This is a genomic window from Thermococcus sp. 21S7 (genome assembly GCF_012027615.1).
In the GTDB taxonomy this organism is placed as follows: domain Archaea; phylum Methanobacteriota_B; class Thermococci; order Thermococcales; family Thermococcaceae; genus Thermococcus.
In genome coordinates this window covers 131,142-143,827 of the sequence record NZ_SNUT01000001.1, presented here as the reverse complement: position 1 = coordinate 143,827, position 12,686 = coordinate 131,142, and the positions used below count along the sequence as shown (strand labels likewise).

Genomic DNA, 12,686 nt, shown 5'->3' with positions numbered 1-12,686 from the left:
GTGCTAAAGCTTTATAAGTCTTTCGGGTTTCATGCGGGCAACAGGCTTATATCCTCCGAAAGAGAAACGCTCCCCATGAACAGTCGTCTAAAGGCCGCACTCCTATTAATCCTGCTGGCAAATATTCTAAAGAAATCACCGGTGTATCTTCTGCTGTACCTTCTGGCGTTTGTCCTTTTCTCTCTGAAAGAGTGGAAAAGCCTGCCCGTGCTCGCGGGACTTGCAATTTCCGTTGGATTCTTTGCCGAACTCATTGGAACGCGGCTCTGCCTTCCCTTCGGCTGCTACGAGTACGTGAACCTCCAACCACAGCTCCTCGGTGTTGCCCTTTTCGTGCCCCTAGCCTGGGCGATATTTGGTTCCGTTGCTTACCTAACGGCGAGTTCCATATTCCCGAGGAAAGTCGACCGGCTTCTATTCGCCTCCCTGCTCATGGTACTCCTTGACCTCGCCATAGACCCGCTGATGACGTCTTGGAATGCCTGGGTGTGGAAGACGTCAACGGCCATAAACTGGTTCGGGATTCCCTGGACTAACTACCTCGGCTGGTTTCTCGTCTCGCTGTTAGTATTCTACCTTTACGAGCGGCTTTCGAGCCCTTCAATATGCTCGTGCCTCAAAATGGTTGGGCCTGCGGTATATCTTCTCGAAGCCTTCACCTTTGTCCTGTACGCTCCATCGAGCGTAAAAATGCCCCCTGTGATTGCGTTTGTCCTCTCACTGGCTCTGCTCATCCCTTTAACGATGAGGAGGTGGAACCATGAAGGTCGCTTTGATTCCAATGAAGGTTAGGGTTAACGATTTCGAGGTCAACTGGAGGGAGTTCGAACGGAGGTTCAGCGAGGCCATGCAGCATGGCCCTGACTTCGTCGTCTTCCCCGAATACTGCCTGACGGGCTTTGACGAGTGGGACTTCAGCGGGGCGGAACTTTACGGAGAAATCGTGGAAAGGGTGAGCCGACTTGCCGGGGAGGCGGGCGTTTACGTCGTCTTTGGACTCCTCGAACCCTACAAAAACTGTACCTACAACTCCGCCCTGCTGATCGGTCGGAACGGGGAAATCCTGCTGAAGCACCGCAAGTTCCAGGAGCCGATGAAGTTCTGCACGGGCAACACGGTAAAGACCGCAAGGACTGATCTCGGAAAGGTCGCGATAATCATCTGCGGCGACCTCTACAACAAGAGGATAGCCAAGTGGATACGGAGAAAAAGGCCGGATTTCATCTTCATGCCGATGGATCGCTCCCCGTGGGGTGACTTCAACCTCGCGGAGGAAGTGGCGGATATGGGCAGGCGAGTGGCCCTACTTGGAGTCAGAACGTTCATCGTAAACAGCTTCGGCCACTGGGACAGCTTCGGCGGTGCGTGGTTCTTTGACTCCGATGGGAAGCTTCTGGCGTCATCGGAGGGAGAGGAAATCCTAGTTGTGGAGGTCTGAACTCCAAAAACCTTAAGCCCAGCCCCGCCAAAGATTATTCGGTGGTCCCATGGAACTCTACGATGTGAATGACTTTTCTCTTCTCCAAGCCTCGCCGTTCACGGCGGGGTAGAGTATTCTGCAAATTAGCCGTTAAAGAGGAAAGCAATCTTTTTTAAAGCCCAAAAACCGTACCATACTTTGAAATGAAGCGAGCAGTAACAGTAAAACTTCAACCATCAAGAGAACAGGGGAAAACACTCTTCGAGTTAGCCTACGCTACAGCAATAATCTGGAACAAACTCAACTACCAGAGGCTTAAACAGTTCAAAGAATTCGGCAAAATAGACTTCTCAACAACAGAAAAAGAAGCTTATCACGAGTTCAAAAACTGGATTGGTGGCTCAACAGTCCAACAATTGGCCAGAAAAAACGCTGAAGCATGGCGTTCATTCTTCACCCTCAACAGAAAGAAAAAGAAGGGAGAACTACCAGAATGGTTCAAGCCGAAACCACGAAAATTCGTTAGAGAAAAGAACGGCAGAAAACTCTTCATAATCCCCCTGAGAAACGATCAGTACAAAATTAAGGAGAACGTTATCGAATTGAGAAGGCTCGGCAAGTTTGGGAAACTCGAAATCCAGTTCAAGGGTAGAATTCACCTAAGGGAAAACAGGGACGCTTAGAAATCACTTTCGACGAGGTAGGGCGAAAATGGTATGCTCACTTGAGCTTTACCGTCGAGGAAAAACTTGAAGGTGAGGAGTGGGTAGCACTCCCAAGAACGCCAAAAGGAAACCTTTCAGCGGGGATAGACTTGGGAGTGAACAACTTGATGGCTGTTTACGTGGAGAGTGGAGAGAGCTTTCTCGTGAATGGAAGACCACTCAAGAGCATTGACTTTTACTGGAGGAAGAAGATTGCGGAATACCAGTCAAAACTCAACAAATCAGGAGCTAAAACGAGCAGAAAACTCAGGAGAATGCATGGGAAGGCCAAACTTCAGGCGAAGCACTACATTAACACGGCAGTCAGGCGGACTGTTAAGAGACTCTACGAGTTGGGTGTTTCTAAAATTGTCGTTGGTTACCCAACGGGAATCGCCAGAAACTCCAACAAGGGTAAAAGGCAGAATTTTATCCTTTCCCACGTCTGGCGGTTTAATTATGTGATTAAACGCCTCACAGAGGTTGCAGAAGAGTATGGTATCACTGTCGAAGTCGTGAATGAGGCTTTCACTTCTCAAACTTGCCCTCTCTGTGGTCAACGCCATGAGAATGCTCGTTTTGTTAGGGGTTTGTTCAAGTGCCACGGAGAGGGCGTTGTTATGAATGCGGATTTAGTTGGTGCTTTTAACATTTTGAAAAAAGCCATAAAAACCATAACCCCGAGCCTTCCGGCTTTATCGGGAGGTAGGGGTAACGGGGGGAAGGCCCTCCCCGAGGGGTTCGAAGAACCCTCGTTGGGGGTTGCTCTAATGAGAACCCCTCAAACCTCCCTGCCAGTTGGGTAGGGGGTTCCTCGCTGGAACCCTCGCCCTTCAGGGCGGGGAGGAGGTCAGCCCGCGTTCGCCCCGGGTGTTGGCAATCCCGAGCCCGGCGGTTTGAGCACGAGGGAGCTGGTCAGGGTGATAGAATCCCTGGACGTTGGGGTTGTCGCATTCGACGTCGTTGAGCTCAACCCACGACACGATTGCAGTGGGATAAGCGCCTTTGCGGCGGCTAAAATAATAAGGGAGGTGCTGGGAAAAGCAAAGAAATGAGGTTTAATGGCTTCACGGGCCGTTGCCTTTTCCCTGTCCTCCTGTCTCCATCGGACTGCTGATTATCGCCTCGTACTCGTCCTTGGGGAGAACCTGCGGCTCGTAGGTTACTCCCCTGTTCTTCAGCTGGCTCACAAACGACCTGAGGTGGTTCCTGCTCCCCATCATGAGGTTTTCGTAGACGGTTATGATGTCCACCTTGTTCGTCCGGGAAATCCATTCCTGGAGGTCCTTTATGTCAGTTTCCTCTATCAGTGCGCCAACCTTGAGTGCATCGACCTCGCTCTTCATGCCCATCTCCATGAGCTGGTCGTAGAGGGCCTGAAGCTCCTCGTTCTGGAATTCGCCGATGCCCTCGCTGGCGGTCGGGTCGGTTAGATTGTACTTTTTGAGCAACGCCCTCACTGACTCCACGTGGGTGGTCTCGCTCTTGGCTATGTTGCTGAATATCTGGAGTCCCCACTTCTCGTAGAGCTTGGTATAAACGTCGTGGGCGAGCTTCTCCTCCTCCACCATGTACAGAAGTCCCTCTTTTTCTGCGTCAGTCAGCTGTTCCGCGGGGAGGGAGTCTATATATGACTGGAGATCATTGGTGTTCACATCGCCGTTTGAGTCCGCCACGATTGGAACGGTGTTGGTTGGCGCCGGACTTTCGGTGGAGGTCGTTGAGGTTTCGCTTGTTCCGATGCAGCCCGCGGCTATAATTCCGGATACAATAATGGCCAGCACAGCGACCGCATAAAGCCTTCTCATCCACATCCCTCCGCGTTTGGGGTGTCCTCAGAATAATCTTACCCAAAGTTCATAAATACCTTTTGGTTCATCCGGCCATGCAAAACGGGTGCTTCGTCAAAAGGTTTATTTGAAAAGTTCCGGAGTGTAAGGGGGTGGTAGCATGTGGCGCTCGGCCAAGTTCATCGACGATAACGTTGCCTTTTCGAGGATGCCGACGGGGAGTGAAATAGACGAAGTCGCCGAAACGTTCGGTGCGGTGGTGGTGCTCGTTGAGGAGTTTGAGCTTCCCTACAGCCTGGATGAATGGCAGAAACGGGGCGTTGAGGTTTTCCACAGTCCGGTCCGGGATTTCTCGGCCCCGGCTTTAGAACAGCTTCTCGAAATCCTCCGCTGGATCGAAGCGAGGGTTGAGGAGGGCAAAAGGGTTCTGATTCACTGCATGGGCGGCCTCGGGAGGAGCGGAACGGTGGCAGTTGGATGGGTGATGTACTCGGAAGGCATCCCGCTGCGGGACGCCCTGAGAAGGGTTCGCAGGGTACGACCCGGTGCGGTTGAGGTGGATGAGCAGATAGGGGTTTTAAAAGAACTGGAAAAGCTCTTCAGAAGCCGTTGAAGCTCACCACCTCTTCGAGCTTTCTCCTCTCGTACTTCGGCTTCGGGTCTGCCGGATAGCCAACGGGCAGAATCGTCTGAAGCTTGTAGTCTTTTGGTGCGTTCAACAGCTCCTCGATGGGTTTGGGGTTCGGGGGCGTGTATGTGACGGTTCCAAGGCCGAGCTCTTCGAGCGCAAGGAGAAGGTAGCCGACCGCTATCCAGGTTGATTGAAGCCAGTACGGCGCCTTCGTGTGTCCAAACACGAGGACTAGATACGGGGCTTCGCTGAGGAAGGGCTTCTCGGGCTTAAAGCCCTTGGCGTTCAGCCATGCCATCAGGTCGCCCTTCGTCCTTGCGTAGAACTTCTCCTCTTCCTCCTCGCAGAGCTCCCTTATCTTGCCCTTGAGCCAGTCGTCGTCCACAACCACGAACTTCCAGGGCTGGGCGTTCATACCGCTCGGTGCTTCCTTGGCGGCTTTGATGGCCTTCATTAAATCTTCCTTTGGCGGTTTCTCAGTGAGGAACTGCCTCACGGTCTTTCTCCTCTTCGCCAGCTCAAGAACGCGCATGGCATCACCGGTTTCTTTTGGGCGGAAACGGATAAAAACGTTTAGACGTAGAACACCATGCCGTCGTATGCTACCAGGACTCTGTTCCCCCACTTCTTCCTCACGTATTCGGTCAGCTCAAGGAAGGGCAGGTTCTTATGGGAGATGTGGCTGAGGACGGTTCTTTCAGCAAGCTTAAGCCCTATCTCCGCCGCCTCATCAACGTTGTTGTGATAGGGGTCGTCGGTTCCCGGGGGATACGTTGCGTCAACTATCGCCAGCCTGAGCGGGGCCTTCTCCCCGAGGAGCCCCCACGTCTCCCCGGGGAGGCCTTTAGTATCGTAGAGGAGGGCAACGCTCTTTCCGTCCTCCTCGATGAGGTATCCGAGGGTCTCAACCTGATGGTTGAGCCGGAACGCGGTGATTTTAAGGGTATCAAGTTCAACGGTATCTCCGGGTTTTATCGCTCTCGGCTGGAGGTTCTTGGGCTCGCGCAGGATTAGGGCATCGGCGTGCCCCTCCGGCGCGTAGAGGACGGTCTCCTTGGCCATCCATCTGAGCTTGTAGAGGCCGTAGATGTGGTCGTGGTGCCAGTGGGTCAGGAAAATAGCCTCCAGGGGAACGTTAAGGAAGTCCCTTATGTCGGTGCCTACGTCGAAGAGGACGGCCTTTTTGTTGTCTGTGACAACTGCGAGTGTTGAAGGCCTCCTCTGGGCGAAGCCGAGCTTTCTCGCCTCGCTGCATGTAGAGCAGGTGCAGAGGTGCGCCGGAATTCCCTCGCTCCCGCCGGTGCCGATGAAGTAGACTATCAAACCCACCACCTATTTCATGGCTGTGAAATAGTTCCCTTATAAGGATTGCCGCCAACTCCCGAACATGAGGTTCATAGCTGATATGATGCTCGGCCGGCTCGCGAGATGGCTCAGGCTGTACGGCTACGATACGCTCTACGGCGTTGAGGACGACGACGAGATACTCCGGGTTGCCCTGGCCGAGAACCGGGTTCTCCTGACCAGGGACTCGGGCCTCGCAAAGAGGGCGGAGAAGTTCGGGGTTGAATCAATCCTGCTGAACTCGAACTCCCTTGAGGGGCAGGTCGAGGAACTCAGGCGTTTTGGCCTAGAGTTCAGGGAGCTTTTTCCGGCCAGCGCACGCTGTCCCAAATGCAACGGGCTGATAAGGCCAGTCCAGAAGGAAGAGGTTAGGGACCGGGTTCCCAGAGCAGTCTACGAGCGCTATGACGAGTTCTACGTCTGTGAGAACTGCGGTCAAATCTACTGGCCGGGAAGGCAGTGGCAGGAAATGCTGAAGATAGACCGGAAATTAAGAAAAGAAAGCTAGTGAAGCGGATGGTGGCAGGCAACGAAGTGGTTGTGGCTTATCTCCACCAGCTCCGGCTCGTGGGCCGTGCAGGTCTCGCTCGAAAACGGACACCTCGGGTGGAAGCGGCACCCGCTCGGCGGATTGGCGGCGTTGGGGACTTCCCCGGTTATCTTGAGCTTCTTCTCCTTCTTCCTGCGCGCTATCGATGGAACCGCATGGATGAGGGCCATCGTGTACGGGTGCGCCGGGTTCTTCAGGACCTCATCGGTCGGGCCGATTTCGACTATCTTGCCGAGGTACATCACCGCTATCCTGTCCGCTATGAGCTTGCCGACCGCTATGTCGTGGGTTATGAAGAGCTGGCTGAGGTTGTACTCCTCCCTGAAGGACTCAAGGAGCTCAAGGATTGAGGCGCGCATGGAGACGTCTATCATCGAGACCGCTTCGTCCGCCACCACGAACTCCGGCTTCAGGACCATCGCCCTCGCTATCACAACGCGCTGCCTCTGGCCGCCGCTCAGATGGTGGGGATAGCGGTCGTAGAACTCGTCCTCCGGGGTCAGGCCGACGCGCTTCAGCATTCTGAGGGCTATCTCCTTCGCCTCCTCCTTCTCGGCTATCCCATGCACGAGGAGCGGATGGGCTATCGCATCGCCAATCTTCATCCTGGGGCTCAGGCTGGCGTAGGGGTCCTGGAAGATTATCTGCATCCTCCGCCTGAAGGGCCTCATCTCCTCGCGGGAGAGCTCCGTTATATCCGTCCCGTCGAAGATTATCTTGCCGTCAGTGGGCTCTATAAGCCTCAAAACGGTCCTCCCGGCGGTCGTTTTACCGCACCCGCTCTCGCCGATGAGCGCCAGAACCTCTCCTCTGTCTATCTCGAAACTGATGCCGTCGACTGCCTTGACGTAGCGCGGCGGCTCCTTCCTGAGAACCTCCAGGATGTTCCTCCTGATAGGGAAGTACTTCTTCAGATTCTCGACGCGAAGCAGTGGCTCGCTCATTCCCCCGCACCCCCGTAGAGATGGCAGGCCACGAAGTGACCCTTCTCGTACTCTATCATCCCTGGCTCGACCGCGTCGCAGAGACCCTTAAGCGTCGAGCGCTCCTTGAAAACCGGGCACCTCGGGTGGAACCGGCAGCCTTTGGGCGGGTTCCTCAGGTCGGGTGGGTATCCCGGAATCGCCCTGACCTCGCTCTCCTTCCAGAGGTCTGGAACCGCCTCGATGAGCGCCTTCGTGTACGGATGGAGCGGGTTCTCGACTATCTGCTCGACGGTTCCGAACTCGACGAGCTTCCCCGCGTACATGACGGCTATCTTGTCGCTCCTCTCGGCTGCAAGCGAGATATCGTGGGTAACGAAGTAGATGCTCGTTCCCTCAGCCTTGAGGGCGTCTATGAGGTCCATTATGGAGTCCTGCACGATAACGTCCAGAGCGGTCGTCGGCTCGTCCGCGATGAGGAGCTTCGGGTTGAAGGCCATCGCCATCGCTATGCTTATCCTCTGCCTCTGGCCGCCGCTGAGCTGGTGGGGGTAGTAGTCGAGCCTGTCGGGCGGAAGGTTGACCTTCTCAAGGAGCTCCTTCGCCCTCTCCCTCGCCTCATCCTCCGGGACACCGTGGACGGTCATGACCTCGACCATCTGGTCGCCGACTTTTCTGAGGGGGTCGAGGCTGGTCATGGGGTCCTGGAATATCATGCTGATATCCTTTCCGCGGATCTTCCTCAGTTCCTCCTTGCCCACCTTCAGCAGGTCCTTTCCCTCGAAGATGACTTCGCCAGAGACTATCTTCCCCGGCGACGGGACGATGTTCATTATCGCGTGCGCGACCGTGGATTTCCCGCTTCCGCTCTCCCCGACGAAGGTGACCCATTCTCCCCTGCCTATGCTGAACGTCACGTTCTCGGCCCCTTTGACGACCCCAGCGAGGGTGTAGTAGTAGATGCTAAGGTTTTTGACTTCCAGCAGCATTCACATCACCTCGTTCCAAGGGAGAGCCTCTCGCTGAGGGCCTCTCCTATCAGCGCGAAGGCCATGGCCAGGAGCATTATCATTATTCCCGGGAAGAAGACCAGCCACCAGTAGCCGTCGAGCAGGAACGGCTGGCCGACGCGCAGGTCGTATCCCCAGTCGGGCGTCGGCGGCGTTACCGACAGTCCCAGGAAGCTCAGGCCGGCCTCCGTCAGTATGGCATCTGCGACGCTGAGGGTGAAGACGACGAGTATGGTCGGTGCGAGGTTGGGCAGGATGTACTTGAACATGACCTCCTTGTCCCTTGCGCCTATCGCGTGGGCCGCCTCAACGAAGAGCTGGCCGGTGAAGCTGAGGGTCTGCCCGCGAACCATCCTGAAGTAGGTCGGCACGTAGACGAAGCTTATCGCTATGGCCGTGTTTATCGGACTCGGGCCCAGAACCACCGCGATGACCATCGCGAGGATCAAAGCGGGGAACGCGTAGATGCTGTCCATTATCACGCTCAGCGTTCTGTCGATTTTTCCACCGTGGTAGCCGGAGAGCAGTCCGAGGGGAATTCCTATCGCCATCGAGAGCAGCGTCGCTATGAATACGACGTAGAGGACGACCCTTGAGCCCCAGACTATCCTTGAGAACATGTCCTGGCCGAGCCTGTTGGTTCCCATGAGGTGGTCCGGGCTGGGCGGGGCGAAGACGTCGTCGCTGCTCTGAGTCGGGTCGTAGGGGGCTATCCATGGGGCGAAGACCGCCATTATGACCACTATGAGGACGATGATTATGCCGAAGATGAGCATGCCCCTGCCGGGCTTCTTCCCGAAGACGAACTCGGTAAGTTTTCCTGCTATCTCCATCTCCACCACCTCAGTACTTCACCCTCGGGTCGAGCAGCGCGTAGACTATGTCCACTATGAGGCTGATGACCCCGACGAAGAAGGCGAAGAATATCACCGCACCCTGGATGGCGTTGTAGTCGCGGTAGTCTATCCTGTCCACGAGGAACGTTCCCATTCCCGGCCAGCTGAAGGTCGTCTCGGTAAGAACCGCACCGCCGAGGAGGATGGCGAACTGGAGTCCCATGAGGGTAACGACCGGTATGAAGGCGTTCTTCAGCGCGTACCACATGACCTTCCTGTCGGCGACGCCCCTCGCGTGGTAGGCCCTTATGAAGTCCTGGCTGAGGACGTCAACCATGTTGTTCCTAACGAGCCTCGTGTACGCTCCGCTGAGGACGATTCCGAGGGTGAGCGCCGGCAGGATAAGGTGCCTCACCGAGCTCACCAGCGCGTCCCAGTTCCCGGTAATGATGCTGTCCAGGACGTAGAGGCCAGTTACCGTGTGGAGGTTGACCCCCGGATCGAGCCTGCCCGAAGTGGGCAGCCAGTGCAGGTGGATTCCGAAGAGGTACTGGAGCATCATGCCGAACCAGGGTATGAAGAGCGTGTAGGCGATTATGCTGTAGACCCTCATGGCACTGTCGGTCTTCGTCCCCTTCCTGGTGGCCCCTATCACTCCGGTCAGGAGGCCCAGGAGCACGCTGACGGTGAAGGCCCAGAGGGCGAGCTCAAGCGTTGCCGGGAAGCGCTGGGCTATGTAGTCCCACACGGGTTTCCCCATCGGGAACGCCAGCGTAACCCCGAAATCGCCGTGGAGGACGCCCTTGAGGTAGTCGAAGTACTGGACGTAGAGGGGCTTGTCGAGCCCAGCCATCTGCATGAGGTGCTCCAGCTGCTCCGGGGGAATGTTCTTCGTTCCGACGACGGCCATAACCGGGTTTCCGGGGAGGATTCTCAGGAAGAAGAACACGAGGGTGTAGAGGATGAGGATCGTCGGAATTATCATGAGCGCCCTGATTATTATATACTGACCGAGTCCCCTGGCCACGTTATCACCCCTTCCTTAATTGAGACAAAAGGAGTGAAAGAAGGAAATCACTCCTTGTAGAGGGTCGAGTAGCGGAATATCATGTCCGGTCCTATGGTTACTCCCTTGACGTTCTTCTGGGTCACCACGAAGAGCTTGCCCTGTATCAGCGGTATGTAGGGAACGTCCTGGGCGAGTATGTCCTGGACCTGCTCGTAGAGCTTCGCCCTCTCGTTCTGGTCGCTGAGCCTCTGGGCCTGGCTCAAGAGGTCGTCCATCGTCGGGTTGGAGTAGCCGGTTCCGGCCCACTTGTTGGCGCCGCTCTTGAGGAACGGCGTGGTGTAGTCATCGGGGTCGAGGTAGTCGGGATACCAGCCGAGCAGGTAGACCTGCATCTGGCCGTTCCTGGCGTAGTCGGTGTAGGTTCCCCATTCGGCGCTCTTGATGGTAACCTTTATCATTCCGGTCTTCTCCCACTGCTCCTTGAGCATCTGGGCGAGGTCGGCCTCGGTGTCGCCGTAGTGGGTCGGCGTGTACCAGAGCTGTATCTCCAGCGGGTTGCTCTCGGAGTAGCCGGCCTCGCTGAGGAGCGCCTTGGCTTTATCTATGTTGCCGTCGCCGTAGGCGGTCTCGAAGACGTCCTTGTGGCTCCACATTCCGTTCGGAACCAGGCTGTAGAGCGGCTCCATTGTCCCCATGAATACCTTCTTCACTATCTCCGGCCTGTCAACGGCCGCCGCGAGCGCCTGCCTGACCTTGACGTTGCTCGTCGGGTCGTTCTTGGTGTTGAGGCAGATGTAGCGGATGTATCCACCCGGAACCTCTATGACGTTGAAGTTCTCGTCCTTCTTCAGGCTGTCTATGTCGCTGGGCCTGAGAGTCCTCCAGGCGATGTCTATCTCGCCGTTCTGGAGGGCGAGGCGCATTGTCGAGGCATCGCGGTAGAACTTGATGATTATCTTCTCGGTCTTGGGCTTCTCGCCGTAGTAGTTCGGGTTGGCCTCAAGAACGAGCTCCTCATCGCGCACCCACTTGGTTATCTTATATGGGCCGGCACCGCCGGCGGTCTGGTCGCTCTGTATCTGGTCTGCCGCGTAGTCCGGGTGAACCGGGAAGTACGGCGGGGTCGTGAGGAGGGCCAGGAAGTATGCGGTTGGCTGTTTGAGGTAGAAGACAACCGTGTAGTCGTCTTTCGCTTCAACCTTGTCCACGAAGTCAGTAACGAGCCAGGACGGGTCGCCCTGGATGGTCATTACCCTCTCGATGCTCCTGACGACGTCCTTCGCGGTTAGAGGTGTTCCGTCAGCGAATTTAAGGTCCTTCCTAAGGTGGAAGGTCCAAACGGTCGAGTCCTCGTTGACCTCCCAGCTCTCGGCTAAAGCCGGCTCGATTTCCAGCGTTCCCGGCTTGTATTTCACCAGGCCCTCCATGACGTTGTTGAGAACCTCCCAGGTGTAGAAGTCGTAGGCGTTTGCCGGGTCAAGGTCCGTTACCTTGTCAGTGACTCCTATCACTATCGTCGTTGGCTTTTCTTCGCCGCCACCGCCGCTGCTTACACAGCCGCTGGCCACTACCGAAAAAAGTACCAAAAACACCAGAGCCAATGTTGCGTACTGCCGTCGCATAAGATGTCACCAGTGAATGTTTACGGGCATCCATGCATTTAAATCTTTCGTAGTGGCCATAATCGAACTGACGAAGTTCGGACTTGAGTCCGGGATAAAGTTGATATATCTTCCATCCCACCTCCATCCATGGATTGGGAGGACTGGAAGCCCCTCTACCTGCGCATCGTTATGGAGATGGGGTACTCGATTGAGGAAGACCGCAGGGCAGCCGAGCTGTTGAGGGCGCTCCTTCTTGAGGGGGACGAATACATCCTGCGGGACGAGCTGGCGGCCGTCGTCGGGAGAAAGGCCTACGTCTTCGGCTGCGGGCCTGGCCTGGAGAATGCCCTTCGGGAGTTTGATTTCTCCGATGGAACTCTTATAGCGGCCGATGGAGCAACCTCCGCACTCCTGGAACACGATATGGTGCCGGACATCATCGTCTCCGACCTTGACGGCAGGATTCCCGACCTGAAGCTGGCGAACGACCGGGGAGCGTTCATAGCAGTTCACGCCCACGGAGACAACGTGGATAAACTGACCGCCTACGTGCCGCTCTTCTCAAGGGTCATGGGAACGACCCAGACGGAACCGCTGGACATCGTCTACAACTTCGGCGGCTTTACCGACGGCGACAGGGCCGCTTTTCTGGCCGAGGAGCTGGGCGCGAGGAAGATAGTTCTGGTCGGCTTCGACTTCGGCGAGACCGTGGGAAGGTGGAGCAAGCCCGGCTTGAGGAAGCACGCCCCGATATGGGAGAGCAAGAGGAAGAAGTTCGAGTTCGCGAAGGAACTGCTGGAATGGCTGGAGAAGAATGGAAAGGCGAGGATCGATTATCTGACCCCTTGAACTGGGGTAATCCTCG

At 56.0% G+C, this 12,686-nt stretch carries 13 protein-coding genes and 2 pseudogenes; 7 read left to right on the top strand and 8 right to left on the bottom strand.

Annotated elements, in window-relative coordinates; genetic code table 11:
* The first annotated feature begins 75 nt into the window (after positions 1-75).
* From E3E51_RS00675 to E3E51_RS00660, 4 genes and pseudogenes are all read left to right on the top strand, one after another.
* Positions 76-792, top strand: a complete 717-nt coding sequence (locus tag E3E51_RS00675; RefSeq protein ID WP_167911232.1) for a carotenoid biosynthesis protein — start codon at positions 76-78, stop codon at positions 790-792.
* Positions 761-1,438 carry a carbon-nitrogen hydrolase family protein gene (locus E3E51_RS00670; RefSeq protein ID WP_167911231.1) on the top strand — a complete coding sequence of 226 codons (678 nt, stop codon included), beginning with the start codon at positions 761-763 and terminating at the stop codon, positions 1,436-1,438. Before E3E51_RS00675 ends, E3E51_RS00670 begins: the two co-directional genes overlap by 32 nt.
* A 185-nt stretch (positions 1,439-1,623) precedes the next feature.
* Positions 1,624-2,930: pseudogene (locus E3E51_RS00665) on the top strand (transposase).
* A gap of 60 nt (positions 2,931-2,990) precedes the next feature.
* Positions 2,991-3,179 (top strand): annotated as a pseudogene (locus E3E51_RS00660) (arginase family protein); the annotation flags it as partial.
* Positions 3,180-3,191: 12 nt separating this feature from the next.
* Here the strand turns inward: E3E51_RS00660 and E3E51_RS00655 are convergent.
* Positions 3,192-3,932, bottom strand: coding sequence for a DUF2202 domain-containing protein (locus tag E3E51_RS00655; protein ID WP_167911230.1), 741 nt, complete (start codon positions 3,930-3,932; stop codon positions 3,192-3,194).
* A 142-nt stretch (positions 3,933-4,074) separates the two neighbouring features.
* Here E3E51_RS00655 and E3E51_RS00650 point away from each other — a divergent pair, with 142 nt between their 5' ends.
* Entirely contained in the window at positions 4,075-4,527 is a 453-nt protein-coding gene (locus tag E3E51_RS00650; RefSeq protein WP_167911229.1) for a dual specificity protein phosphatase family protein, read from the top strand.
* On the opposite strand, the gene E3E51_RS00645 is transcribed toward E3E51_RS00650, so the two are convergent.
* The gene (locus E3E51_RS00645; RefSeq protein ID WP_167911228.1) at positions 4,514-5,077 is read right to left on the bottom strand and encodes a nitroreductase family protein; all 564 of its coding nucleotides are present in this window, start codon (positions 5,075-5,077) and stop codon (positions 4,514-4,516) included. The two genes, E3E51_RS00650 and E3E51_RS00645, sit on opposite strands and share 14 nt — an antisense overlap.
* Before the next feature lie 41 nt (positions 5,078-5,118).
* A complete protein-coding gene (locus tag E3E51_RS00640; RefSeq protein ID WP_167911639.1) occupies positions 5,119-5,868 on the bottom strand; it encodes an MBL fold metallo-hydrolase in 750 nt (249 codons plus the stop codon).
* A gap of 64 nt (positions 5,869-5,932) precedes the next feature.
* Between E3E51_RS00640 and E3E51_RS00635 the strand changes: the two genes are divergently transcribed.
* Positions 5,933-6,397 (top strand): Mut7-C RNAse domain-containing protein, encoded by a 465-nt coding sequence (locus tag E3E51_RS00635; RefSeq protein WP_167911227.1) that lies wholly within the window; start codon positions 5,933-5,935, stop codon positions 6,395-6,397.
* Here the strand turns inward: E3E51_RS00635 and E3E51_RS00630 are convergent.
* Genes E3E51_RS00630 through E3E51_RS00610 form a run of 5 tightly spaced genes read right to left on the bottom strand, consistent with a single transcriptional unit; the run spans position 6,394 to position 11,839 of the window.
* Positions 6,394-7,383, bottom strand: coding sequence for an ABC transporter ATP-binding protein (locus E3E51_RS00630; RefSeq protein ID WP_167911226.1), 990 nt, complete (start codon positions 7,381-7,383; stop codon positions 6,394-6,396). The genes E3E51_RS00635 and E3E51_RS00630 overlap by 4 nt on opposite strands.
* Positions 7,380-8,351 carry an ABC transporter ATP-binding protein gene (locus tag E3E51_RS00625; RefSeq protein ID WP_167911225.1) on the bottom strand — a complete coding sequence of 324 codons (972 nt, stop codon included), beginning with the start codon at positions 8,349-8,351 and terminating at the stop codon, positions 7,380-7,382. The genes E3E51_RS00630 and E3E51_RS00625 overlap by 4 nt, the downstream gene beginning before the upstream one ends.
* A 5-nt stretch (positions 8,352-8,356) precedes the next feature.
* Positions 8,357-9,205: an ABC transporter permease gene (locus E3E51_RS00620; RefSeq protein ID WP_148881901.1), complete on the bottom strand. Its 849-nt coding sequence runs from the start codon at positions 9,203-9,205 to the stop codon at positions 8,357-8,359.
* A 10-nt stretch (positions 9,206-9,215) separates the two neighbouring features.
* Positions 9,216-10,235, bottom strand: coding sequence for an ABC transporter permease (locus tag E3E51_RS13295; protein ID WP_346765924.1), 1,020 nt, complete (start codon positions 10,233-10,235; stop codon positions 9,216-9,218).
* 47 nt (positions 10,236-10,282) lie between these two features.
* Positions 10,283-11,839, bottom strand: coding sequence for an ABC transporter substrate-binding protein (locus E3E51_RS00610; protein ID WP_167911224.1), 1,557 nt, complete (start codon positions 11,837-11,839; stop codon positions 10,283-10,285).
* 129 nt (positions 11,840-11,968) lie between these two features.
* Between E3E51_RS00610 and E3E51_RS00605 the strand changes: the two genes are divergently transcribed.
* Complete coding sequence (locus tag E3E51_RS00605; RefSeq protein ID WP_167911223.1) at positions 11,969-12,670, top strand: 6-hydroxymethylpterin diphosphokinase MptE-like protein; 702 nt, start codon at positions 11,969-11,971, stop codon at positions 12,668-12,670.
* The last annotated feature ends 16 nt before the right edge of the window (positions 12,671-12,686 follow it).

What these genes read in the sequence shown, in the direction of transcription:
- E3E51_RS00645 (WP_167911228.1), bottom strand. Translation starts at nt 5,077, where the DNA reads ATGCGCGTTCTTGAGCTGGCGAAGAGGAGAAAGACCGTGAGGCAGTTC.
- E3E51_RS00675 (WP_167911232.1), top strand. Translation starts at nt 76, where the DNA reads ATGAACAGTCGTCTAAAGGCCGCACTCCTATTAATCCTGCTGGCAAAT.
- E3E51_RS00620 (WP_148881901.1), bottom strand. Translation starts at nt 9,205, where the DNA reads ATGGAGATAGCAGGAAAACTTACCGAGTTCGTCTTCGGGAAGAAGCCC.
- E3E51_RS00670 (WP_167911231.1), top strand. Translation starts at nt 761, where the DNA reads ATGAAGGTCGCTTTGATTCCAATGAAGGTTAGGGTTAACGATTTCGAG.
- E3E51_RS00650 (WP_167911229.1), top strand. Translation starts at nt 4,075, where the DNA reads ATGTGGCGCTCGGCCAAGTTCATCGACGATAACGTTGCCTTTTCGAGG.
- E3E51_RS00625 (WP_167911225.1), bottom strand. Translation starts at nt 8,351, where the DNA reads ATGCTGCTGGAAGTCAAAAACCTTAGCATCTACTACTACACCCTCGCT.
- E3E51_RS00630 (WP_167911226.1), bottom strand. Translation starts at nt 7,383, where the DNA reads ATGAGCGAGCCACTGCTTCGCGTCGAGAATCTGAAGAAGTACTTCCCT.
- E3E51_RS00655 (WP_167911230.1), bottom strand. Translation starts at nt 3,932, where the DNA reads ATGAGAAGGCTTTATGCGGTCGCTGTGCTGGCCATTATTGTATCCGGA.
- E3E51_RS00605 (WP_167911223.1), top strand. Translation starts at nt 11,969, where the DNA reads ATGGATTGGGAGGACTGGAAGCCCCTCTACCTGCGCATCGTTATGGAG.
- E3E51_RS00635 (WP_167911227.1), top strand. Translation starts at nt 5,933, where the DNA reads ATGAGGTTCATAGCTGATATGATGCTCGGCCGGCTCGCGAGATGGCTC.
- E3E51_RS00610 (WP_167911224.1), bottom strand. Translation starts at nt 11,839, where the DNA reads ATGCGACGGCAGTACGCAACATTGGCTCTGGTGTTTTTGGTACTTTTT.